At 59.5% G+C, this 22,695-nt stretch carries 21 protein-coding genes; 12 read left to right on the forward strand and 9 right to left on the reverse strand.

Annotation, left to right across the window (positions count from 1 at the left end; all coding sequences use genetic code 11):
- Positions 1-197: 197 nt before the first annotated feature.
- Complete coding sequence (locus H9I52_RS21945) at positions 198-968, reverse strand: NADPH-dependent F420 reductase (RefSeq protein ID WP_262386187.1); 771 nt, start codon at positions 966-968, stop codon at positions 198-200.
- Between the two features lie 865 nt (positions 969-1,833).
- On the opposite strand from H9I52_RS21945, the gene H9I52_RS21950 reads away from it, so the two are divergent.
- The 4 genes from H9I52_RS21950 (at position 1,834) to H9I52_RS21965 (ending at position 6,325) form a co-directional block, all read left to right on the forward strand.
- The gene (locus H9I52_RS21950) at positions 1,834-2,877 is read left to right on the forward strand and encodes a hypothetical protein (RefSeq protein WP_187455651.1); all 1,044 of its coding nucleotides are present in this window, start codon (positions 1,834-1,836) and stop codon (positions 2,875-2,877) included.
- 12 nt (positions 2,878-2,889) lie between these two features.
- On the forward strand, positions 2,890-3,336 hold the full coding sequence (locus H9I52_RS21955) for a hypothetical protein (protein ID WP_187455652.1): 447 nt from the start codon (positions 2,890-2,892) through the stop codon (positions 3,334-3,336).
- 41 nt (positions 3,337-3,377) lie between these two features.
- The gene (locus H9I52_RS21960; protein ID WP_187455653.1) at positions 3,378-5,021 is read left to right on the forward strand and encodes a sensor histidine kinase; all 1,644 of its coding nucleotides are present in this window, start codon (positions 3,378-3,380) and stop codon (positions 5,019-5,021) included.
- A 107-nt stretch (positions 5,022-5,128) separates the two neighbouring features.
- Positions 5,129-6,325: a PAS domain-containing sensor histidine kinase gene (locus H9I52_RS21965; protein WP_187455654.1), complete on the forward strand. Its 1,197-nt coding sequence runs from the start codon at positions 5,129-5,131 to the stop codon at positions 6,323-6,325.
- A 155-nt stretch (positions 6,326-6,480) separates the two neighbouring features.
- Here the strand turns inward: H9I52_RS21965 and H9I52_RS21970 are convergent, their stop codons facing one another.
- From H9I52_RS21970 to H9I52_RS21990, 5 genes are all read right to left on the reverse strand, one after another.
- On the reverse strand, positions 6,481-6,831 hold the full coding sequence (locus H9I52_RS21970; protein WP_187455655.1) for an ATP-binding protein: 351 nt from the start codon (positions 6,829-6,831) through the stop codon (positions 6,481-6,483).
- Between the two features lie 17 nt (positions 6,832-6,848).
- On the reverse strand, positions 6,849-7,034 hold the full coding sequence (locus H9I52_RS21975) for a hypothetical protein (protein WP_187455656.1): 186 nt from the start codon (positions 7,032-7,034) through the stop codon (positions 6,849-6,851).
- A gap of 131 nt (positions 7,035-7,165) precedes the next feature.
- Complete coding sequence (locus tag H9I52_RS21980) at positions 7,166-7,588, reverse strand: DUF1810 domain-containing protein (RefSeq protein ID WP_187455657.1); 423 nt, start codon at positions 7,586-7,588, stop codon at positions 7,166-7,168.
- Positions 7,578-8,069 (reverse strand): hypothetical protein, encoded by a 492-nt coding sequence (locus H9I52_RS21985; RefSeq protein WP_187455658.1) that lies wholly within the window; start codon positions 8,067-8,069, stop codon positions 7,578-7,580. The genes H9I52_RS21980 and H9I52_RS21985 overlap by 11 nt, the downstream gene beginning before the upstream one ends.
- A 39-nt stretch (positions 8,070-8,108) precedes the next feature.
- Entirely contained in the window at positions 8,109-9,353 is a 1,245-nt protein-coding gene (locus H9I52_RS21990) for a hypothetical protein (protein WP_187455659.1), read from the reverse strand.
- A 996-nt stretch (positions 9,354-10,349) separates the two neighbouring features.
- Here H9I52_RS21990 and H9I52_RS21995 point away from each other — a divergent pair.
- The 6 genes from H9I52_RS21995 to H9I52_RS22020 all read left to right on the forward strand — a co-directional run bounded on the left by H9I52_RS21995 (position 10,350) and on the right by H9I52_RS22020 (position 16,316).
- Entirely contained in the window at positions 10,350-11,564 is a 1,215-nt protein-coding gene (locus tag H9I52_RS21995; RefSeq protein WP_262386188.1) for an alpha/beta hydrolase, read from the forward strand.
- Between the two features lie 227 nt (positions 11,565-11,791).
- Positions 11,792-12,034: a hypothetical protein gene (locus H9I52_RS22000; protein WP_187455660.1), complete on the forward strand. Its 243-nt coding sequence runs from the start codon at positions 11,792-11,794 to the stop codon at positions 12,032-12,034.
- Positions 12,035-12,061: 27 nt separating this feature from the next.
- Positions 12,062-13,042, forward strand: coding sequence for an aspartate carbamoyltransferase catalytic subunit (locus H9I52_RS22005; RefSeq protein WP_187455661.1), 981 nt, complete (start codon positions 12,062-12,064; stop codon positions 13,040-13,042).
- 78 nt (positions 13,043-13,120) lie between these two features.
- A complete protein-coding gene (locus H9I52_RS22010) occupies positions 13,121-14,398 on the forward strand; it encodes a dihydroorotase (RefSeq protein WP_187455662.1) in 1,278 nt (425 codons plus the stop codon).
- Between the two features lie 209 nt (positions 14,399-14,607).
- On the forward strand, positions 14,608-15,069 hold the full coding sequence (gene purE / locus H9I52_RS22015; RefSeq protein WP_187455672.1) for a 5-(carboxyamino)imidazole ribonucleotide mutase: 462 nt from the start codon (positions 14,608-14,610) through the stop codon (positions 15,067-15,069).
- 23 nt (positions 15,070-15,092) lie between these two features.
- Positions 15,093-16,316: a 5-(carboxyamino)imidazole ribonucleotide synthase gene (locus tag H9I52_RS22020; RefSeq protein WP_222940608.1), complete on the forward strand. Its 1,224-nt coding sequence runs from the start codon at positions 15,093-15,095 to the stop codon at positions 16,314-16,316.
- A gap of 103 nt (positions 16,317-16,419) precedes the next feature.
- Here H9I52_RS22020 and H9I52_RS22025 read toward each other — a convergent pair whose 3' ends face one another.
- From H9I52_RS22025 to H9I52_RS22035, 3 genes are all read right to left on the reverse strand, one after another.
- Positions 16,420-17,748 (reverse strand): Zn-dependent hydrolase, encoded by a 1,329-nt coding sequence (locus tag H9I52_RS22025; protein WP_187455664.1) that lies wholly within the window; start codon positions 17,746-17,748, stop codon positions 16,420-16,422.
- Positions 17,749-18,263: 515 nt separating this feature from the next.
- Positions 18,264-19,031, reverse strand: a complete 768-nt coding sequence (locus H9I52_RS22030; RefSeq protein ID WP_187455665.1) for a LytR/AlgR family response regulator transcription factor — start codon at positions 19,029-19,031, stop codon at positions 18,264-18,266.
- Complete coding sequence (locus tag H9I52_RS22035) at positions 19,028-20,233, reverse strand: sensor histidine kinase (protein ID WP_187455666.1); 1,206 nt, start codon at positions 20,231-20,233, stop codon at positions 19,028-19,030. Before H9I52_RS22035 ends, H9I52_RS22030 begins: the two co-directional genes overlap by 4 nt.
- Before the next feature lie 284 nt (positions 20,234-20,517).
- Here H9I52_RS22035 and H9I52_RS22040 point away from each other — a divergent pair, with 284 nt between their 5' ends.
- Positions 20,518-21,348: a DoxX family protein gene (locus H9I52_RS22040; RefSeq protein WP_187455667.1), complete on the forward strand. Its 831-nt coding sequence runs from the start codon at positions 20,518-20,520 to the stop codon at positions 21,346-21,348.
- A gap of 7 nt (positions 21,349-21,355) precedes the next feature.
- On the forward strand, positions 21,356-22,695 hold a 1,340-nt coding region (locus H9I52_RS22045), incomplete at its 3' end, for an amino acid permease (RefSeq protein ID WP_187455668.1).

Below are 22,695 nucleotides of genomic sequence, written 5' to 3' on the forward strand. Positions count from 1 at the left end.
AGGTTTGAAAATCAGCGATTAACCAAAGAAGCGGCTGACTCCGACTGCCCCCCACTTTTTGATGCGCTCGGCGGTTTGGGCCGTCGCTTTCCGCAACTCCTGCCGGAGCCGGTACGCCCCACCTACCGCGCCTCGACACCTGTCGAGGCGCGGTAGGTGGGGCGTACCGGCGGACAAATTATAGGAAGACGCGCGGGCTACTTGAGCTTGATGCCCTGCGCCTCCATTGCCTGTTCCTGCTTGGCGTGGTTGGCCAGGAACTCGGCGTGCTGGGCCTCCGTGCGCTCGGTGCCCAAGCTGGCCAGGTGCTCGCGCAGCTTATCGGCCGGCATATCGGCGCCGTACGAGGGGGTGCCGGGCTGCTGCCGCCACGATTCGTGCAGGGTGCCGTCGTCCACGGCATCAAAGCCCAACTCTTCTACCAAGGCCATGACCTTCTGCTTGGCGGCGGCATCGTCGCCGGCCACGGGCAGGGCAATGCGGCCGGGCGTACCGGCGGGCAGCCCCTTGCCTTCGAGGTGATGGGCGTAGATGTTGTTGAACACCTTCACCACCGGGCGGCCCAGGTGCTGCTGCACCCATTCGCTTTCGGTAAGGCTGCCCGTTTCCAGCTCCGGAATTCGGCCGTCGCGCAGCATGGGGTAGTAGTTGCTCGTGTCGATGACGGGCACCTCGGCCGGTACGCCCTCGAAGAGGTCTTTGGGCAGGTCGGGGATGTTTTTCAGCGGAATGGTGACCACGATAATATCGCCGTGGCGGGCCGCTTCCTGGGCCGTGACGGGGGTGGCGCCGGTCTTTTGGGCCAGGTCCTGCAGCGTCTCGGGACCGCGGGAGTTGGCAATGTAAACCGAATGGCCGAGGCTGGTGAGCCGTACGGCAAGGGCGCTGCCGATGTGGCCGGCCCCAATAATTCCAATGTTCATGTTCGTAAGATTAACGAGGAGGTAGGCCCCTGCTACGCGCAGCAACCCACCTTAAGACCACTCACCCAGTCCGATTGTTTGGATGGGGGCCGTTGCAACGGGGCGCAACCGGGCGCTTGGCCGCCGAAGCAGCCTGCGCCTAGTGCAACACGGCCGTACGCCCTTGTTCACCAGCCCGTTCTTTCACTCACCCCCAGAAACGGCAGCAGGTGAGCCGGCGCCGCGGCGCGTCGGGCTTAGTCGCAGCACCAGGAGGAAAGACAAGCATCGGTGGCAAACTTCAGAATGCCCAAACAGGTAGCCAAGGCAGGATGTGCCGGGGTCAAATCCTCAATATGCCCCTATAATCAATTGGCAATCAATGGATTATAACATAAAGCTATTTTAACGAAGCCGCAGTGTGTATGCTTAAGAGCTGCGGAAAACATGATAGCGCCCCAACGGCAGCGGGCATCCCGGTAGAAGGGTGGCAAGCGGGTCAAGGGGCCTGCCCCACAGGGAGGGAAAACAGAACAGGTCGCGTCGTTAATCGGCTCAAGAATATCCCGTAAGCAACTCCCCTTAATGCAATAACTGTAGAAAATTTCTAATAAAGTTTATTCACATTCCATTACCTTGTACCGCTTTCGATTATAGTGTGCTCAATTACTATTATGCTGGGTATTAGCTGATTCAGGGGTGCAAGCCGGCAAGGCCAGGCTGCTGAGGTAACTGCCGGGTGGTGCCCCAATGGATTATTCATTCTTCTGACTGGGTGTACCCATTTGCCAGTGCCTGTTGCTGAGTTTCGCGGCCGCTCGGCGAAGCAGAACCTATCGTAATTAGTTGGCCCCTAACCGGTCGAAAAACCCATTAAGAAGGGCTTGATCCTTCGTTGTTGCCCTGCTTGGTGCCACCTGAAAAATGAAGCATGAATAGAAAATTTACGCTGGTTATTTTAGTACTGGTTGGTTTCCTGCTGGGGTCAATACAGCGAGCGGCGGCGCAGCGCACGGATATCCGGGGCTTTGCCGATGCGTACAGCTACTACCAAAAGGGCAAAGTCAATTTTGGCTTGGGCGAACAGGATTTGTTCATCACCTCGGCGGTAACCGATCGGTTGTCTTTTCTGGGCGAAACCGTGTTCAAGTATTCGCTGGCTTCTCCGACGGATTTTGACATCAGCATCGAGCGCATCATTCTGAAGTATAATTACGCCGGCAACCACAGCATCTTGCTCGGAAAGCACCATACGCCGGTCAATTATTGGAACGATACCTACCACCATGGCCGGGTGTTCTTTCCGACCATTGACCGGCCCCTGGCCTTCTCGCAGGGCATCATCCCGCTCCATACCACGGGCGTTAGCTTGCAGGGCCAAAATCTGGGCCGGCTGCGCTTCGGCTACGACGTGATGCTGGGCAATGGCTTGGGCTCGGGAGATGTAGACGACAACAACGCCTTCAAATCGGTTACGGTGGCCGTGCACGTCAAGCCCAAGGACGGCTTGCGCCTGGGCGCCTCCTTGTACCGCGACGTCATCTCCAAGGGCAGCACCCTGCACAACCACTCGGGCGGGGTGAACACGCTGGCCCGGGCCAGAATAAACCAGCACATCATGACCGCCTCGGTTTCCTACACCGACTCCGTCTTCTCGAAGAAGTACGAACTGCTCGCCGAGAGCAGCATGGCCGTCAACAAAGCCGACAGCCTGGGCGCGCAAAACACCATGGCCTCTTACGTCTACGCGGGCGTCCGGCTCACCGATAAATTCATTCCCTACGTTCGCCTCGATGACGTCCGGTACCGCAAGCACGAGGTGTATTTTCTAAACAACAACATTCAATCCTTCGTCGGCGGGTTACGCTACGAATTAAATTATCTGGCAGTGCTCAAACTCGAATACCAACGCACAAAAAGTCAGATGACCCCTGACTTTGACAAAATAGTTTTTCAGGTAGCCGTTGGCTTTTAAATGCATCCGCGTATGGCTTGGGTCTGCCGATTTATTTTCCGGGTAACCATCCTTCTGTTAGGCTGCCACGCGCCCGCATTTTCGCAGGACATGAACCTGGTCGTCATTGCAAACGGCAAGGGCGTGCCCTCCGAAATGAAGATGGAACAGCTTAAATCCGTTCTGAAAGGCGAAAAATTGCGGTGGCCGGACGGGAGCAAAGTGGTGATCGCCCTCTTGAAAAGCAATACGCCCATCGGGGTGAGCACCAGCAAGAAGATTTACAACATGAGCGCAAACGAATTGAATAAGTACTGGCTGGCGCTGGTCTTTCAAGGCAAAGCCGACGCGCCCAACTTTTTTAATTCCGAAGCGGAGCTGGAAGAATTTGTCTCGCAAACCACGGGCGCCATTGGCGTGGTCAGCCAGCCGCCGGCGGGCGGCAAAACCGTCGTCGTCGACGGCAAGCGGGTGTTATAACAACGTTTTCGATTTGGTCTACTCTGTATCGTAACGCACTGATGCTTAACAACTTATACTGGACGCTGCTCTGGCAAAATGTTCGGCGCGCGCGCCTGACGGTGAAGACCAAGATCTGGATGACGGTGACCAGCATCGTCTTGCTATTTTCTTTCTTCGTGCTGTTTTATTTGCCCGCCGTGCAGGAACGCTACCTGCTGAGCAATTTCAACAAAGAGGTGCAGAACCACGCCAACACGGTCGCTTTGGGGGTGAAAATTGCCATGACCGAGCAGAACTTCCAGGGGGTGCAAACGGCCATGGACTTTGTGAAGAAAGACCCGCTGTTGCAGTTTGTCAGCTTGGTGCAAACGGATACGGTTTGGAACGCCACGCATTCCCGCTACCGCATAAACCGCACGGTTTTTAAGACTTACCCGGAGCAAAAAAAGATCGACGTCAATGCCGTCGCCAACGACTCCACGGTGATCAAGCGCGCGGGTTTCAGCACCCCGAGTATGAAAGGGGAAATTGTGTTGGCGTTCTCAACCCGGGAGATTATTCAAAGCAAAAAGCAGATCCGCATCACCTCGTTATTTTTCAGCTTCGTCGTTTTCAGCATCGGCATCGTCATCGGGTTTGGCCTAGCGCGCAACATTTCCATTCCCGTGTTGCAGCTACGGGATGCCGCGACGAAAGTGGGCCGGGGCGACCTCACCCAGCGGGTGCTCAGTAATTCGCGCGACGAGATCGGCGAACTCGGAATTGCCTTCAATAAAATGGTGAACGACTTGGCCATGGCCCGCCGAGAGCTGGAAGACCGGAGCAGCGAGTTGCTCCTGCAAAAGAAAAAGGCCGACGATTTACTCGTGGGGCTTAACAAGACCCTCACGGACTTGAAAGAAACGCAGGAGCAGCTCATTCGCCAGGAGAAACTGGCTTCTATTGGCCAGCTAACCAAGGGGTTAGTAGACCGCCTGCTTAACCCGTTGAACTACGTCAGCAATTTTGCGGGCATCACCACCGAGCTGCTCGAAGAAAGCCGGGAGCTGCTGGCCGTTGATAAATACGCCGCCGATGAACACGTGCAGACGGAGCTGATTCCGTTGCTCACGATGATCGGAACCAACACCGAAAAAATCAAAGAGCACGGGTCGAGCCTGACGAGAATCGTTCGGAGCATGGACAAATTGCTACAGGTTAAATCGGATCTTTTTGTCGAGACGGACCTCAATTCGTTTATTGAAAACCAGTTGGTGGTCTACAAAAGCGAAGCCGGGAAAAGCCAGTGCCCGCTGGAGTTTATCAAAGGCATACCTCCCAAAAATGGGGTCGTCAAGATACTGCCCGCGGAACTGAGCTCCGTGCTTTTCAGCCTGTTGGACAATGCCTTGTATTCTTTGCAAGAGAAGTCCCGCTTAGACGAGCATTTCAAGCCGAAGCTTACGGTCAAAACCGCCTTTTCCGAGGAAGCTGTGGAGATCATCATTCAGGACAACGGCACGGGCCTGTCAGACGCGGAGAAGAAGCAGCTGTTTTCTCCGTTTTTCACCACCAAGCCCACGTCGCAGGGCACGGGGCTGGGCCTGTTTGTGAGCCAGGATATTGTCAAGACGCACAAAGGCAACATATCCGTCGATACAAAGCCGGATTCGTTTACCGCCTTCATCGTTAGCTTGCCGGTCGCCGCGTCGGCATTAAGCTGATCCGTACGGCAAGTGACACCCGCCGCCCTCGCCCCGAGACTGCCGCCCGCAGGGGCCCCCTGCTGCCGCGGAACCTCGTACCTTGGGAGCAGTCCTTAGCCTTGCTCATGTCCGATTCTCCTCGCCTGCCCACCGGGCCCGATTCCTTAGCGGCCGAAAACCAGGCGTTGCGCGCCGAAGTCCGCCACTTGCGGGCCCAACAAGCCGCCCCGCCCGACGCGGAGGCGCCTAGCCAAGCGCGGTTTCGCACTGTGTTCGAGAATTCGCCTCTGGGTCAGAAAATCATCACCGCCGACTTGACCATCCGCCAGGCCAACCGCGCCGTGGTGCACATGCTGGGCTTCACCCGGACCGACGAACTGGTCGGGCGCAAAATCCGCGAATTTGCCCACCCCGACTTCCAGGCCGATTGGCAGGAGCTGCAGCAGCGCCTGTGGGAGCACCAACTGCCGGCCTTCACACTGGAAACCTGCTTGGTGCGCGCCGACGGCTCCTCCTTCTGGTGCCAGGTGCACTCGGTGCTTTTCCCCGACGCCGACGGGGAGCTGGGGTATACGATCCTGGAAGACATTTCCGCGCGCAAGAGCCTGGAAGCCAAGCTTAAACGCCTCTACGACGCCCAGGAAACGATCCTTCAGCTGGCCACCCATGACCTGAAGGCTCCCATTGCCCAGATCGAGCTGCTGGCTGACCTGCTGCAACGGGAGGTAGCCAGCCGGGAGAGCCCCGACGGCCCGCCTCCGCCGGAAATGGTGCACTATTTTGCCTTGATCCAGCACGCGTGCGCCCACGCTACGGGGCTGCTCGACGACGTGCTCTACGTGGGCGACCTCGACGCGCAGGGGCTGGCCAAGCAGCCCACGGACCTGAACGCCTACTTGGCCGCGCGCCTGGAGGGGCACCGCCTGCTGGCGGAGGAAAAGGGGATTGCCCTGGCCCTGGCGGTGCCGGCCGAGAGCGTGTACGCCGCCCTACACCCGGACAAGTTTGGCCGGGTGCTGGACAACCTGCTGGGCAACGCGCTGAAGTTTACGCCGGCCGGCGGCACCATCACCCTGGGCCTGCGGGCCCGCGCAGGCCGCGCCCGCATCCGGGTGCAGGACACGGGCATCGGCATTCCGGGCAAGCTGCACGCGCAGCTCTTCGACAAGTTCAACCCCACGCGCCGCGCCGGCCTGCACGGGGAGACCACCACGGGCCTGGGCCTGTTCATCGCCAAGCAAATCGTGGAGCTGCACGGGGGCCACATCTGGCTGGAAAGCCGCGAGCAGGAAGGCACCACCTTTTTCGTCGAATTGCCCTAGCCGGAGCCGGCCACGCAGCCGCGTCCACTGCCCGCCCGGAGCGCCTAACACAGGACGCTTTCTTCAGGGCACGCCCAGCTGCCCCAGCCCAGCTGGCTTGTGGGAGGGGTACGTCAAAGCCAAAATGCAGGAGGCCGGCGGTCCTTTCTCGGGCTTTAGGGCGGGGAGGGTGATGGTGAAGGTGGTGCCCACGCGGGGGCACTCTGCACCGCAATGGTACCGCCGGCATTGTCCACGATGCGCTTGACCATGTAGAGGCCGATGCCCGAGCCCTCGACGGGGTCGTGCAAGCGGCGGAACAGGCCGTAGAGCTTGTCCTGCTGGTCGGGGCTCAAGCCGCGGCCGTTGTCCTGCACGGAAAGTACTACCGCACTGTTTGCAGCGCGGTGACACCGCACCTGCACGACGGGTGGACGCCCCCGGTTGCTTGGTACTTGACCGCGTTGCTCAGCAGGTTGTAGAGGATACTGCGCAGGGGGCGCGGGGCGAACGACACCCAGGGGCACATAGCGACTCCACAGTTTCAGCGGGCAGGTTGTCGGCCCGTTGTAGCCGGGAAACGTCCGTGAGCTGGGCGATGCTCGGCTGGGCCGGTAAAGCTGACGACGAGCAACTCCTCGTGGCGCTGGGCCGCAAGGGAGGGATCAGGGTTGTAGCCCTCGGGCTGACCGGAAACCTCGTAGCGCCCGGCCTTACCGGTTTCAAACACCTGCCGGCAACCTCGACAACAAAGAGCTGGTCGCCGGACTGGCGCATCACCAAGTTAACTATATGATTATCAATAATTTATCCTAAATACCCGTGCCCGACCGGAGTCGGTATCTGATCCGCCGCCTCGAGTTAAGAAAGCAGGCGGAGCGTCTGCGGGTCGGGTTTGCCGTGGAAAAACTGGTCCAGCACAGCCTGGAACACCGGCGAGGCGTGGGGCAGGGCGGCAAACAAGGTCATGCAGGAGCGCAGCTTTAGGTCGTCCGGGTACCCGAAAATAGCCGTCGCATCCCGGCTCGGCTGGGCCAGCAGGACTTCGCAGAGGCGAAGCAGCCGGGGCCCGAGCAGCGGGTGCTGCACATAGGCTTGCGCCTCGGCCGCGTCGTGCAGCCCATAGTGCTGGGCCGTGGCGCTGCGGCCCAGCCCGCGGAGCTGCGGAAATATATACCACATCCAGTGGCTGCGTTTGCGGCCCTGCTGGAGCTCAGCCAAGGCGTGGGCATACGACGCTTCCTGCGCGTCCACAAACCGATCTAAGAAGTGTTCAGGACGCATTCGGCAGGGGGGTTGGGGCGTTGTCGGGGGCGAAACCAGCGGCCCTGGCCACCGCTGGGTCCGAAATATCGCTGAGGCCGTTGAGCACGAGGGGCACAAGGCCCCAAAAGAGGGCCACCGTGCGGGCTGCCCCGGCCTGGCGGGGGAGCCCGTAGGCCAGGGCCAAAAACACGGGTCCGCCCACTTGCCCGATGCGCACGTGGGTGCGAAAGCTCAACAGCGGCACTAGCCCCGTGGGAAAGCGCGTGCAGCACCCAATCACGCCTTCGCCCAAGGCGTTGACCAGGATCTGCACGGCCGCCGGCTTGTTGCGCCGCGCTGCCCACGCCGCACAGCCCAGCATCAGCGGGAAGCAGAGGCGGTCGATCACCGCGTGGGCGCGGGGCGAGACCAAGTCGGTGGCCCGACGCGGACGGAAAGTGGGCAGGGGAGCGCGGAAGAAGCTCATGGGCCAGAACGACAGCCAGAAGGAATTTCTCACTTACGCGGCCGGCAAGCCGAAGTTTTCCGCCCGGTTTTCTTACTTAAACCCAAACAGAAATGGAAATACAAAGGTCACGATCAAAGCCCAGATGCCGTACAGGGGCAGGTACCCGGCAATGGCTTTCCCCACGCTGGAAAGGGGCGCTTTCCGGGTCAGCACCCGGAAAAGGTGCGCCGTGACGAAGAGCAGGTTGATCAGGATCAGGCCATTGCTCCCCAGCACCGCCGCCCGGTTGGGCGTGATTCCCCAGGTGGAAATCCGGAACAAAATGGCCGACAACGCAATGCCGTTCACCAAGACGGTTACCGCCGACAGCAGAAACAGCACCCACACTTCCGCCGGCCGTTTGGGGATGGGGGAGGCTTCGGCAACCGAAAAGAAAATGATGGCCATCACGCCAACTAGTAACGCATTGAAAATCAATAAGAATTCCCGGTCGTTGTACGGGTCTTTGCCCGAATACACGATGGCCACCAGATACACGACCAACATCACCAGCACCAAGGGGCTGAAGATTTTCGCAATGACCGGCGAGACTTTGCCCACCAGTTGGGGGTTGGTCTGGGTCAGGTAGGTGCCGACCATGGGGGCCGCGGCCAGCCCGAAAATCCCCACGTAGTCCTTGTACAGCGTTTCAATACGAAAGCCAATCAGGGAGAACAGGCCAATGGTGATGCCGGTCATGAGGGCGCCGGCGATCAGGATGAGCGTGATCATGACGACCAGGTCGCCGTTATACTTTAAAAAGCGCAGCCGCTTCTCCTCGTCATTTCGCGGCGTGCCGACAAAGGCGAACCCCAACACCGCCCAGAGAAACACCAGCAAGTGCAGGCAGGATAAAATTAGCGTGTCGCTTTTCTGAACATCGGGCAGGGAATTGATAAAAAGCACCCCTGCAAGGGTCGCTCCGACCAGGAAAGCCCATTTGCTGGAGGCCAATTTGTTCTTCCAGGCGAAGTAGGCCGATAGCATGGGGAAAACGACAAAGCCGATGTTTCGGGGGTAAAAGAACTCTTCGGCTAACGGCAAAAAGGCCGGCAGCTTGGCAATCGTCCAGGCGATGAGCGAAGCCAGCACCACAAACACCAAGTCCTGGCGGGTGCCCCAGGAAATTTCGTTGCTGGCGTACTGCAACCGCTCGCGCCAAAAGCCAACCAAGGGGTGGTTGGGAAGGTCAGGCAACAGCGCCGCAAAAGCGCGCTTAAACGCGGGTTTGTCGCTTCGGTACAACCGTTCCAGTTTTCCGGGGTTGTCGAGGTTGGCCAGGATCTCATCTTTCATAACACTGCACGGTAAAGTACCGGATTGGGAACCGGTTCCGGGGCGCCCGGTCCGGCGCGAGCCCGCCATCCGGTTCGCGCCCCGCTACCGTACAAAAGAAAGAAAAGTACTTTGCATTTCAAAGTATTTGTCAGCCGAAGGCGCTCGGCGTGTTGAAGCGGCCATCGGGAGGCGAAGGCAGGACGTTTGGGAGTGGCTGCACCGGGGTCTCCATCCGAGCCTGGACTGCTTGGGCCGCATTCCGCACTTCCCACCCCGCAGACTACAAAGTCTACGCAACGGCGGCGTTCTCTGCCCTGACCTTGAACCGTGCTGCTACCCAGTGCAAAGCTGGCAAAAGGCTAATGCCTTAACTTCACCACTTTGTAGTTATCAGTCAACTGCCAGTCAATCAATAGATTACGTGGATCAACCCCTGCTCTGCCGGGTCGGCCGGGTACCGTCAGCACGATCGTCTGCGGGCCGGATTTGATCCGGCGCTTTTGCAGATACAAGGGCTTGCCGACCTCCTGCCCCGCTTCGGCGGGGGCGAAGACACCGATTTACGCTTACTCCTGCATCGGTAATTTCGCCTCGGTGCCGGCGCTATCCACTATGAGCTTGTTGGCCAGGTGGGAGAGGGAACCCTGTTTCGCCTCCGGTGCGGGGCCGCCGTCCTCGGTAGCATAGCGCGGACCAGCACGGCCCTGATCACCGCTCGGCCGGGGCTAGGAGCGGGTTTGGGGTTTTAGGAATTGGTCATCTGCGCTGTGCGAAAGCCTGGCGTTCTGGAAGCAAGTTACCTTTCCTAGACAGCCACTAAAACCAATCACCTTCGCCTGCTAGGTCGACTACCAGCTACAGAAAAAAGGAAAATGGAGAAAGGAGGTTTTAAATTATAACGGGTAAAAATAAAGGCACCTCTCTTACAAAATGACCAGCTTACTTATCAAGTAAATACTTACTTGGTAAATGCCCAAGAAATTTAAGTAAGGTAATTTGTATCGGTATTGGGCCTTGCCCAAGCACCTGGATAACCACAGTATTTCACACCCTGCAAAAAAAGCCATGATGAGAACCGCGACGTTTCGGAAATCACTTTTCACTTTGGTTCTGGTGCTCGGGGCGGTACTTGCGCGTGCCCAGCAAATAAAACGCCCCCTTGTTTCGCCGCAGCTCAATGCAGACAACACTGTTACCTTTCGTTTGAAAGCCCCTGCGGCCACGTCAGTAAAGATTAAAGGCTCCTGGATGAAAGAAAATGAAGGCGCTATGGCGATGACGAAAACCGACTCAATCTGGTCTTTTACAACGTCAAAACTCAATCCGGATTTTTATCGCTATAACTTCTATCTGGAAAGCGTCGAAGTTCTCGATCCGGCCAATTCCTACGCAGAACGGGCCGGCACCCGCTACGAAAGCATCTTTATTGTAGGCGGCCCAAGCAGTTTGTATACGGTAAAGGATGTGCCGCACGGAGCCATTTCAGCCGTGTGGTATAGCTCGCCAACGCTCGGAATGAACCGCCGAATGATGGTATACACGCCGCCCACTTATCAGGAAAATAAAACGAAGCGCTATCCCGTATTGTACTTATTGCATGGCGCGGGCGGGGACGAATATTCCTGGATCGCGCGGGGGCCCGTAGGTGCCGTTTTGGATAATCTGATCGCCGCAGGCAAGGCTAAAGAAATGATTGTGGTAGTAACCAATGGCTACCCCGAACAATTTGCCTCCCCGAATGCCGGTCCTGTAAACCCCAATCCCCAAGCCGGGGTCAATAACATGGGCGACGGACGCTTTGAAAAAAGCCTGGTAAACGACGTAATGCCCTTTATCGAAAAAAGATATCGAGTGTATGCCGATAAAAACAATCGTGCCATTGTCGGTTTTTCTATGGGCGGGCTGCAAACCCAACACATCACCAACTCGAACCCCAACTTGGCCGCCTACATCGGAGTTATGAGCATGGGTTTACAGGATAACAACCGGTTAAACAATTTTAATAAGGAAGAATACGACCAACAAATCAAAGCCCTTGTCAAGGCCAATCCTAAGCTGTACTGGATCGGCATTGGAAAAGAAGATTTCCTCTATTCATCCGTCGTTAACCTGCGAAAAAAGTATGGTGAAGCGGGGTTGAAATACGAATACAGAGAAACCGAAGGTGGGCATACTTGGTCCAACTGGAGCTTGTACCTGTGTGAATTAGTACCGAAGCTTTTTAAATAGCCGCGTGCCTTCACTGTTTCCGTTCATTCAAAAAGTTCGGTCAGTTCTTGCCTGTGGGTTTCGAGAGTTCGAACCGGGCTGTTCCTGGGTTGGGAGGACGGGTGAAAAGCTTAATTCCTTAAACCGAGGGTTCTTTGCTCGGTTGTTAACAATGCGTCCGTTCGCCTCAACGGAAATTCTTGCCAACCCTGCTCAGAGGATACGCAACAATGCCGTAGCTTTGCAACATGCTTCAGCCTCAAAACCTGTTAATGAAGCGCGGGACCCTGCTCGGCAGGGAACCGCAAGTGGACCGGAAGGTCTTCACCACCACTGGTTTTCCTAATTTTGCCGCTGGTATTTCTGTTGTTTTTCCTGGGTGTTGCCCCGCCACCGTTTCGGATTCCGAAACGGTTTTTTTATGTCCATTGAGTTCGTCAAACGCTGGCTGGCTGGCAGATACGGCTTCCCCCTTTCCGTTTTTTAGTTAGACGACCTCCCTTTCCCTCCACTCCGGTATGGCACGTAAAGACCTGCTCGACATTGCATCCCTCCACCGTGAGGAAATCGAGTTCCTGCTCGACCAATCCACGTCCTTTAAAAAATTGTTCACCCAGTCGGTGAAGAAAATCCCCGCCCTCGATGGCAAGTCGGTGCTCATGCTGTTCTACGAGGCCAGCACCCGGACGCACTCCTCCTTCGAGGTGGCCGCCAAACGCCTCTCGGCAGAGGTGACGAATTTCAACGTCGACCACTCCTCCATTACCAAGGGCGAGTCGGTGCGCGAGACCATCGAGACGCTCCAGGCGATGCGCACCGACTACATCGTCGTCCGCCATAGTCACTCCGGCCTGCCCGGCATGATTGCCCGCCAGACGACGGCGTCGGTCATCAATGCCGGCGACGGGGCGCACGAGCACCCCACCCAGGCCCTGCTCGACGCCTTCACCATCAAGGAAAAATTTCCCGACCCGAGGGGCAAAAAAGTCCTCATCATCGGCGATATTCTCCACTCCCGCGTCGCGCGCTCCACCAGCACCCTGCTGCAAAAGCTGGGCGTCGAGGTCGCTTATCTGGGCCCAGGCTCACTGGTGCCCAAGTATATCCCGGAAAGCATCCGCCGCTTCACCGACTATGAGGCAGCCATGGCTTGGGCGCCCGATGTGGTGTACCTGCTCCGCGTGCAGCTGGAGCGCCAGGATGTGCAGTTTTTCCCCAACGTCCGGGAATACCACCGGGTCTACGGCATCACCAACGCCCGGCTGGCGGAAATCCGCCAGCGCGGCCTCTACATCATGCACCCCGGCCCCGTGAACCGGGGGGTTGAACTCTGCGACGCCGTCATGGACTATGAGCGCAGCCTGATCACCAACCAGGTCGAAAACGGCATCTCCATTCGCATGGCCGTGCTCGACTGGCTCACGCCGGGCGGGGAATTCCCGAGGCAGGAATCGTATGCCGCACGGCAGCGCGCTGGCGCAACGCTACTTATGCCCTAAGTGCCAAGCGTAGCGGCTGACTCTGCTTTTTACTTTACATCTTCAAGAACCCCTGCGGTTTACAGAAATTATCACTTCATGCTTCTCCTTCAAAATACCCGCATCGCCTCCGAAAATTCACCTGTGCTTCTTGAAGGCGATGTTCTGATTGTCGAAGGAAAAATTCAGGACATCGGCAGCAACTTAGCCATTCCCGAGGGCGCCCGGGTCATCGACGCGCGCGGCCGGATTCTTATGCCGGCCATGTTTGATGCCCACGTCCATTTCCGCGCCCCCGGATTTGAGAACAAGGAAACCATCACCACGGGGAGCGAAGCGGCCATCAATGGCGGCGTTACCGGCGTGGTCATGATGCCGAATACCCGTCCGGCCCTCGACTCGGCAACCGCGGTGGCCACCGTGCTGGACAATGCCAAACGCAAGGCCCGCATTCCGGTGTACACCTCCGGCTGCGTCACCAAGGACCGCCAGGGCAAGGAGCTGGCGGAAATCGAAGGCATGCGCACGCTCGGGGTGAAAATGCTCACCGACGACGGGGACACCACCAGCGACCCGGCAGTGCTGCTGCGGGCGATGCAGTACGCCACCGAGTTTGGGATGTTTTTCGCCAGCCACTGCGAGGTGCCGGAACTGGCCGGCCCGCGTGCCCTGAACGAAGGAGTGATGAGCTATCGGCTCGGCATCAAGGGTTCGCCGGCGTGCGCGGAGGAAATCATCATCGACCGCGACATCCGCCTGGCCCGGGCGGCGGGCGCGCACGTGCACATCCAGCACGTGTCCAGCAAACTCGGGCTGGAAACCATCCGCTGGTGGAAATCCCGCGGCGATGTGAAGGTGACGGCGGAAGTGACCCCACACCACCTGCTGTTCACCGACGAGCACATCGGCGACTACGACACGAACTATAAAATGAACCCGCCGCTGCGGACGCAGGCCGATTGTGATGCGCTACTCGAGGGGCTCATCGACGGGGTATTCGACCTTATTGCCACCGACCACGCGCCGCATACGCCGTTTGAAAAAGCGCAGGATTTCATCAGCGCGCCCAACGGCATCACCGGCTTGGATACGGCCCTGGTGTCGCTCTATCACCACTTCGTCGAGCCCGGAAAATTCGGATGGGATTTGGTGGTGAAGCGCTACTCGGCGGAGCCCCGCCGCCTGATGGGCCTGCCGGCAGCCGCCATCGAAGTCGGCCAAGAAGCTAACTGCGTTTTGTTCGATACCGAAGCGGAGACGACCTTCACGCGGGAATTCATGAAGTCCAAATCCCAGAACACGCCCTTCCTCGACCAGACGTTGAAGGGCCGGGTAGACCTGGTGATTTTAGGCACGGAAATCCTGCTGGAGCGCTAACCGTTAGAGCCTAGCTGAAAAAGAACGTCACGCTTCGACAAGCGGACGCTAGATATAGCATGACGAACAAGTTGCCGTACTTGGGAACAAGCCTAGCGGCTGCAATATCCGTTCACTTTTGACCCCGCACATAGTTGAGCAATACCAATTCCACTTCCGACACCACTAGCCTCAGCACCGCCCCGAGCAAGCCGCTGGTCGGCGTGGTCATGGGCTCCAGCAGCGACTGGGACACTATGCAGCACGCCGTGCAGATTCTCACGCAGTTTGGTGTGGCCCACGAAGCGCGCGTGGTGTCGGCCCACCGCATGCCCGACGACCTGTTTGCTTACGCCGAACAAGCCGAACCACGCGGCTTGCAGGCCATCATTGCCGGTGCGGGGGGTGCTGCCCACCTGCCGGGCATGCTGGCGGCCAAAACTACCGTGCCCGTGCTGGGAGTGCCGGTGGCCAGCCGCCATTTGCAGGGGGTGGACTCGCTGCACAGCATCGTGCAAATGCCCAAAGGGGTTCCCGTGGCCACCTTTGCGATTGGCAATGCTGGGGCGGCCAATGCGGCCTTGTTCGCGGTGAGCATACTGGCCCTGCACGACCCGAACCTGGCGGCCCAACTGCAGGCGTTTCGCGCCGAACAAACCGAAGCCGCGCGCGCCATGACGCTGCCGATATGAGCGCCGATAATCACGTTGCAGGCATGACCCCAATTTTCCCGGGCAGTGTGGACGCGGCGGGTCAGCGGGCTACGCTAGGCGTAGTAGGGGGCGGCCAGCTGGGCCGGATGTTTGTGCATGCCGCCCAGCGCCTGGGCTACTTCACCGCCGTGCTGGAGCCTGATGCGCAAAGCCCAGCCGGGCAGGTAAGTCACCACCACATCCAGACCGGCTACGACGACCCAGCCGGGCTGGCGCAACTGGCTCACCTGTGCCAGGCCATCACCACCGAGTTTGAAAACGTGCCGGCCCAGTCCCTGCAAACGCTGGCGCAAACCCGGCCCGTGGCGCCTAGTGCGGCCGTGGTGGGCATTGCCCAAAACCGCATCGAGGAAAAAGCGCACTTCGCGGCCTGCGCTGACCTGTCGGGGGTGAGTTGTGCGCCTTATACGGTGATTGAGACGCCGGCCCAGCTGCAGGCCGTGCAGGAAGAAAGAGCGGATTTGCTGCCCGGCATCCTGAAAACCGCGCGCATGGGCTACGACGGCAAGGGCCAGGTCCGCGTCAAGAATGCCGCGGACCTGGCTGCCGCCTGGGCGGAGCTGGGCGGCGTCGCCTGCGTGCTGGAAAAGCTGCTGCCGCTCACCGCCGAGTGTTCGGTGCTGGTGGCGCGCGGCTGGGACGGACGGGTCGTGAGCTTCGCCCCGCAGCGCAACGTGCACGTCGATGGCATTTTGGCCGTGACCCACGCCTACGAAGGAAACATACCGCCCACCCTGGCAACCAGGGCCCGCGACGCGGCCGTTGCCCTCGCGCAGCATCTCGGCTATGTCGGGGTGCTGTGCGTCGAATTTTTTGTGGTGGCAGACGGCAGCGAGCACAACGTTCTGGTGGTCAATGAGATGGCCCCACGCCCGCACAACAGCGGTCACTACACCCTGGACGCCTGTGACGCGTCGCAGTTTGACCTGCAGGTCCATGCCATGGCAGGCTTGCCCTTGCCGCAGCCGCGCCAGCATTCCCCCGCCATCATGCTCAACCTGCTGGGCGAGGTGTGGTTTGACGCTGAAGGTCAACCCCAGGAGCCGGACTGGCCCGCTGTGCTGAGCCTGCCGGGAACGCACCTGCACCTGTACGGCAAGGCGCAGGCGCGCGCCGGCCGCAAGATGGGCCACCTGACCATCACCGGCCCGGATGTCGCCAGTGTCAAAACCGTGGCGCGCCGCGCCGCTGAGTTGCTCGGCTTGCCGGGGCGGGACGCCATCTAGAAGCCGTTGTCCGCTCTTGAGCTGGTACCCGCAGTTCCTCGGCCTGCTGCTAGCGACCCTAGCCAGCGCCCTGGCCCTGACCACCGCCCTTCTTTAGTGGCGGTTAGTTGTCCTTGTCAATCGCCAGGATCGTGTGCAACAGCACATTCGCGCCATTGGCCAGGTCCGCGGGTTTGGTAAATTCTTTATACGAATGACTAATGCCCCCCACACTGGGCACGAAAATCATGGCCACCGGGGCAATCGCGGCGATTTCCTGGGAATCATGCCCCGCCCCGCTTTGCATCACTTTGGTACTCAACCCCAAGGCTTTGGCCGCGGCCTGGATGGCTTGCTGCAAGGTCTTGTTCGTGAGGGCGGGTTTGGAGGCGTTGGCTTGCCGGGCAAATCGGACGGTGGTGTGGCTGGCGGTGGCGATGGCGGCGGCCCGCTGTTCGATTTCCCGAAAGAGCAGTTCAATTTTCTCGGCGGCTAAATCCCGGATCTCCAACCCCAAGACCACCTTCCCCGGAATGACATTGTACGCATTGGGGGTGGCGGCAATTTTGCCAATCGTCCCCACCTGATTTCCGGGTACCGCGGTGATGACGTCATTGACCGCGATGATCACGCGGGCGGCCGCCAGCAAGGCATCCTGCCGCATCGCCATGGGGGTGGTGCCCGCATGGTTGGCAACCCCCTCGACGGTGACTTCCCAATGCACAATGCCGACAATGCCTTCGACGACCCCAATCTGCACGTTTTCCCGCGCTAAAATCCCCCCTTGTTCGATGTGTAATTCCAACCAGGCGCGGAGGTCGCCTTTTTTTCGGACACACGATTGCAGGTTGTCGGGATTGCCGCCAAGCGCCTTAATGCCTTCCGCCATGGTTAAGCCATTTTGGCTTTTTTGCTGCAGCCCCGCAGGGGTCAAGCCGCCCGCCATCGCCATACTGCCAATCGTGCCCCCTTCTTCGTTGGCAAAAATGATGACTTCCAGCGGATGCTCGGTTCGGAGGTTATGCTCGTTCAGCACGTCAATTACTTCCAACGCACTGAGGGACCCCACCGGGCCATCGTAGTTGCCCCCATCGGGCACCATGTCCAGGTGCGACCCAAAGGCAATGGGTTTGAGCGCGGGGTTTTTCCCTTTTCGGGTGCCGATAAGGTTGCCGGCGGCATCAATCGTGGGGGCCAGCCCCGCCCGCTTCATCTGCTCGATGAACCACGCCCGCCCGTCGATATCCCCTTGGGTATACGCCACCCGGTAGCCATGCCCCTGATCGTCCCGCCCAAACTGGGCTAGTTCGGCAAGGCGGCTTACCAGCCGCTGCTCGTTTACTTTGACGTTGTTGCCACCAGCAACCGGTTTGCTATACAAATCCCGTATGCCGAAGGCACTGACGCCCAACGCGGTGAAAGACGAGGTTTTAATAAAGGCCCTTCTTTTCATTGTTGTTTAGGGAAAGCATGCTGTAAACCAATCTTAGGTACCGGTGTTGGTCCCGACCGCCGGCAGGCAACGGACGGGTAGTGCGGCAGGAAGATAGTATACAATGCCCAGCCCGGAACCACAGATCAATTCGTGGGACCCTTGTGAGTACAGTCTTCGAGGGTTTGCTGGACGCAGGCACGGCGGAAAGCAAATCTAGGCTGGTGGAGGCTTCGAGGCGTCGACGCGGGCCGCGCCGTTGGTACCGGCAGACAGGATAGCGGCCACTTTTCCCGCTGTGGGCTGGCACGGGGAGGTGGACGTTGTCGAGGATACTGGTTACGCCGCCGTGCGCGCCCGTACGGCCTTTGCCGTAGCGGCCGCAGATGACGTAAAGCTCGTGGCCGTTGTCTAGCAGGGAGCGGGAGAAGTCTTCCATCTGGGCCCAGATCGGTTGATTATTGGGGCATCGGAAACGGTGCCAAGTTGTTGGCCACGCTGCGGGGGGCGAGCCGCCGAAGGGCAGTGGCCCCCGGTTACCGCAGCCGCTGGTAAAACGCCTGGAGGTTGTCCCGGTAGTTGCGCGTCCACTTCAGGGTTGCGCCGCTGCGCAGTTTGACCCAGTACTCGCCGTTGAAATGCGTCTCCAGTTCCACAATGTGCTCCAGGCTCACGATGCAGGAGCGGTTGATGCGGGTGAAATCGTGCGGCGCCAGCTGCTGCTCCAGCTGCGTCAGGCTGTCGTAGATAAGGTGTGATTTGGAGGCCGTGTGCAGGGTGATGTAGTTGTGGTCGGCCTCGAAATACACGATGTCGGCTGTCTTCACAAAAAACAGCTTCCGATTTTCCTTCACCAGCAGGCGCTGGACAAAGTCTGCCTTGGGTGCCACTTCCGCCAGCAGCGTGCGCAGGGCCTGGCTCACGCCCCCGTTCTCCCGCAAGTCCAGTTGTTGTTTGACCCGCGCCACCGCCTGCCGGAACCGAGCTTGGTCGAAGGGCTTGAGCAGGTAATCCGCCGCGCTGTATTCAAAGGCTTTGATCGCATACGAATCGAAGGCGGTTACAAAGACCACGAAGGGCTGGTAATGCGGCCAGACTTCCCGCAGTACCGCGAACCCGTCCATTTCCGGCATTTGCACATCCAAAAACAACAGGTCCGGCCGCCGTTCCAAGATTTGCAGCACAGCTTCCGGCCCGTTCGCGGCTTCGCCAACGACTTCAATGGCGCTTTCGTCTTGCAGGAAAGTCCGGAGGATGCGCCGGGAAAGCAGCTCGTCGTCGATAATGAGGGCGCGGTAGCTCATATCGTGGCCCGTAAAGGGGAGGGAAGGGCAGTAGGCTGTGCGGCGGGCAGGCCATACGGCACCCGCACCACCACCACGGTACCGCCCGTTGGTGGCTGCGTAAATTCCAGCTGGGCGTGACCGTGATAGAGTTTTTCCAGGCGCGCCAAGGTGTTGCCCAGGCCGATGCCCCGGTCCGCGCCGCCTGAGGAATAGCGCCGGCTCGTGGCACCCGGGCCGTTGTCTTGTACTTCCACCACCAGTTGCGGGCCTTCGCGGCGAGCTCCAATGCGCACCCAGGCCTGGCCCAGCACCTGCTCCACGCCGTGCACCATCGCATTTTCTACTAACGGCTGCAGCAGAAACTGCGGAACCAGGCACTCGTGCGCATCAACAGCAATATCGAACTGGATGCGGAGGCGGTCTTGAAACCGAATGTGCTGAATGTCGAGGTACTTGGTCACGAATTGCAATTCTTCCCGCAAGGGTATCAACTGGGCGTCCCCGTTGGCCATCACGGCGCGCAGCAAGTCGCTGAGCGCGGTCACCATGGCAATGGCCCGCTCGTTCTCGTGCTCCAGAATCAAGCCCACAATGGCGTGGTGGGTATTAAAGAGAAAATGCGGATTGAGCTGCATTTTCAGGGCTTGGAGCTGGGCGCCGGCCAGCTGCGACTTCAGCTGCTCGTTGGCCAGCTCGTAGCGCACGTTTTGGTGATGCAGGGTTTGGTTGCGGGAAGCGTAGACCACCACGCCGTACCCAAACACCAGCAGCAAGTACATGGACAGCGAAATGCTCAGCCGCAGCAACATACTGGCCCACACGCCATCGGGGCCCCACGTCCGGCCTGGCCCCAGCCCAAGGAGCTTGTACAGCAGCAGGTACACCACGCACGTAATCCATAAGTTGAGCGTGAATTGTGCTACCAGGTGCAGGGCGAGATTGCGCCCCAACCGGCCCAGGGGCCGGAAGGAAGTAATCGGGGCCCGATACGCCAGGTACAGGATCAGCGGGGTACTCAAAAACCACAGCAGCCCGCGCAGCAGGAAGTCCAGCGTTTCCGGGCCGGTGAACGCGTGCGAGCCCTGCAGCAGCCAATAGGCGTTGGATTGCACGTACCCCACCGCGGCAAAGCTGCTCCAGTACAGGGCCGCCGCGCCCCAAAAAAGCCGGGGGCGGAGGGAAAGGCCGGATTCTTGAAAGACGGTTTGCAACCACTTCATGGACTGAAGGTACGCGTCCCGCGCTTTTTTGCTGGCGGGGAAGCCGCAAAAGAAACGAATCGAGGGGCTTCGCAAGGTCCAGACCGGGCCGGATACGCGTAGGTGCCGCTCGGCTTAGCTGTCGACCGCCCGCCTTCGCCGGCGGAAAAACTCCACTAGGATAAAAAAGCGCTCCATCGGGAAAATCCCCCTGCCCGGCATCGGCCGACGACGGATTACTTTGCTTTCGGTCCCTCTGGTTCCTGCTCAACAAGCCCTGCATGCCGCCGGTAATGAACAACATAATGAAGGGTAGTCGAACGCTTTACGGAGTGGGCATCGCCGGTTTGGGCCTCCAGCACCTGCTTTCCGGTCGCTTTCTGCCGGCGCTATTTCCCGCCTGGCCTGCCCCAATTCCGGGGCTGTCGCTGGGGGCGCGTATCGTGGGGGCCGTACTCGTTGTCGCCGGGATAGCCATCATTCTGAACAGAAAGGCCCGGGCCCTGTCCCTGGTCCTGTCCGGTTTGTTGCTGGCCTTGCTGTGCTTCAGCAGCATCCCGTACGAGTTACTCCTCGACCCCTACAATAACCACGTAGGCTCGTGGACGAATGTGCTCACCAACCTGGCCCTGGCAGGCGGCGCCTTGTCTATAGCCGGCTCTTACCACGAGGACAGCGAGGCAAAACACAAACGTTTGAATATCACCACTTTAACAAATAAAGTCATTCCTTTAGGAAGAATTTTCTTTTCGATCACCGTACTGGTTTTTGGCGTCACGCATTTTCTGTATGTACAGTACGTGGCGCCGCTCGTGCCGCGTTGGATTCCCTTCCCCATCTTCTGGACCTACTTTGCGGGCGTGGCGCTCATTGGTGCGGGCAGCGCGATCATTCTGGGCCGCAAACGGCGGGAAGTAGCCTTTTTATTGGGCACGATGCTATTCCTGTGGGTATTCCTCGTGCATTTGCCAAGCGCGATTGCGCACCCATCTCCCGTCCCTGGGGGGGCAATAAGCAGTCTCCTGGAAGCAGTGGCTTATAGCGGAACCGCTTTCCTCATTGCGGCGACAAGCCCCGCAAAGCATACTCGCGCCTTCGCTCCTGGCGATCACCCCCAACGTGTACACCTTTCGTAAGTCCTTGATGAAAAGCATCTTCGCCAAAAAACCGTTGGCCCTGTTGCTGGGGGAGGCCAACTCCACCGGGCACGGTACCCTCAAGCGGACGCTGGGCGCGGGCAACCTCGTGGCCCTGGGCGTGGGCGCCATCATCGGCTCCGGCTTGTTTATCCGCACGGCCAACGCGGCGGCCCAGGCTTCGGGCCCGGGCGTGACGCTGGCCTTCATCGTGGCCGCCCTGGGCTGCGTGTTCGCGGGCTTGTGCTACGCCGAGTTCGCGGCCATGATCCCGATTGCCGGCTCGGCCTACACCTACGCCTACACCACCATGGGCGAGTTTGTGGCCTGGGTCATCGGCTGGGCCCTGATCATGGAGTACGCCCTGGGCGCGGCGACGGTCAGCATCGGCTGGAGTGAATACCTGAGCAAGCTCCTGCAGGCGTTCGGCGTGACCATGCCGTATAGTTTAAGTCACTCGCCGCTGGAAAGCACGGTCCTCCACGGGGTGAGCGAGCACGGCCTCCTCAACCTGCCGGCCGTGCTGGTGGTGGTGGGGTTGAGCTTATTGCTGATCAAAGGCACCCAGGAATCGGCCGTGTTCAACTCCATTGTGGTGGTGCTGAAAGTACTGGTGGTCTTAGTCTTCATCGCCGTGGGCTGGCAGTTCATCAACCCGGCCAACCACACGCCGTATCTGATCCCGGAAAACGCAGAGCCCGTGAAAAACGCGGCCGGCGCCGTCGTGCGCGAATACACGGCCTGGAACAAGCACGGCTGGGGCGGCGTGTTAGGCGGCGCGGCCATCGTGTTCTTCGCCTTCATCGGCTTCGACGCGGTGAGCACGGCGGCCCAAGAGGCCAAAAACCCCAAGCGCGACATGCCCATCGGCATTTTGGGCTCGTTGGCGGTCTGCACCGTGCTCTACATCCTGTTCGGCCACGTGCTGACGGGGGTGGCCAACTGGCGCGAGTTTGCCGACCCGGCCAAAGGGGCAGAAGCCTCCGTGGCGTACGCCATCCGGGCCCACATGCCCGGCTACGGCTGGCTGGCCACGGCGGTCACGGTGGCCATTCTGCTGGGCTTTTCGTCCGTGATCCTGGTGATGCTCATGGGCCAGAGCCGCGTGTTCTTCTCCATGGCCAAAGACGGCCTGATGCCCGCCCTTTTTGCCGAGCTGCACCCCCGGTACCGGACACCCTACAAATCCAACCTGCTGCTGATGGGGTTCGTGGGGCTTTTCGCGGCCTTCGTGCCGGGCTCGCTGGCCGGCGACCTGACCTCGTTCGGCACCCTGCTGGCCTTCGTGCTGGTCTCGGCCGGCGTGTGGATCATGCGCCGCTCCGACCCCGCGCAGCCCCGCCCGTT

This window comes from Hymenobacter sp. BT491 (assembly GCF_014349165.1).
In the GTDB taxonomy this organism is placed as follows: Bacteria; Bacteroidota; Bacteroidia; order Cytophagales; family Hymenobacteraceae; genus Hymenobacter; species Hymenobacter jejuensis.

What these genes read in the sequence shown, in the direction of transcription:
- H9I52_RS22025 (WP_187455664.1), bottom strand. Translation starts at nt 17,748, where the DNA reads ATGAAAAGAAGGGCCTTTATTAAAACCTCGTCTTTCACCGCGTTGGGC.
- H9I52_RS21950 (WP_187455651.1), top strand. Translation starts at nt 1,834, where the DNA reads ATGAATAGAAAATTTACGCTGGTTATTTTAGTACTGGTTGGTTTCCTG.
- H9I52_RS21960 (WP_187455653.1), top strand. Translation starts at nt 3,378, where the DNA reads ATGCTTAACAACTTATACTGGACGCTGCTCTGGCAAAATGTTCGGCGC.
- H9I52_RS22035 (WP_187455666.1), bottom strand. Translation starts at nt 20,233, where the DNA reads ATGAAGTGGTTGCAAACCGTCTTTCAAGAATCCGGCCTTTCCCTCCGC.
- H9I52_RS21965 (WP_187455654.1), top strand. Translation starts at nt 5,129, where the DNA reads ATGTCCGATTCTCCTCGCCTGCCCACCGGGCCCGATTCCTTAGCGGCC.
- H9I52_RS22000 (WP_187455660.1), top strand. Translation starts at nt 11,792, where the DNA reads ATGCTTCAGCCTCAAAACCTGTTAATGAAGCGCGGGACCCTGCTCGGC.
- H9I52_RS22005 (WP_187455661.1), top strand. Translation starts at nt 12,062, where the DNA reads ATGGCACGTAAAGACCTGCTCGACATTGCATCCCTCCACCGTGAGGAA.
- H9I52_RS21955 (WP_187455652.1), top strand. Translation starts at nt 2,890, where the DNA reads ATGGCTTGGGTCTGCCGATTTATTTTCCGGGTAACCATCCTTCTGTTA.
- H9I52_RS22010 (WP_187455662.1), top strand. Translation starts at nt 13,121, where the DNA reads ATGCTTCTCCTTCAAAATACCCGCATCGCCTCCGAAAATTCACCTGTG.
- purE (WP_187455672.1), top strand. Translation starts at nt 14,608, where the DNA reads ATGGGCTCCAGCAGCGACTGGGACACTATGCAGCACGCCGTGCAGATT.
- H9I52_RS22020 (WP_222940608.1), top strand. Translation starts at nt 15,093, where the DNA reads ATGACCCCAATTTTCCCGGGCAGTGTGGACGCGGCGGGTCAGCGGGCT.
- H9I52_RS21980 (WP_187455657.1), bottom strand. Translation starts at nt 7,588, where the DNA reads ATGCGTCCTGAACACTTCTTAGATCGGTTTGTGGACGCGCAGGAAGCG.
- H9I52_RS22030 (WP_187455665.1), bottom strand. Translation starts at nt 19,031, where the DNA reads ATGAGCTACCGCGCCCTCATTATCGACGACGAGCTGCTTTCCCGGCGC.
- H9I52_RS21990 (WP_187455659.1), bottom strand. Translation starts at nt 9,353, where the DNA reads ATGAAAGATGAGATCCTGGCCAACCTCGACAACCCCGGAAAACTGGAA.
- H9I52_RS22040 (WP_187455667.1), top strand. Translation starts at nt 20,518, where the DNA reads ATGAAGGGTAGTCGAACGCTTTACGGAGTGGGCATCGCCGGTTTGGGC.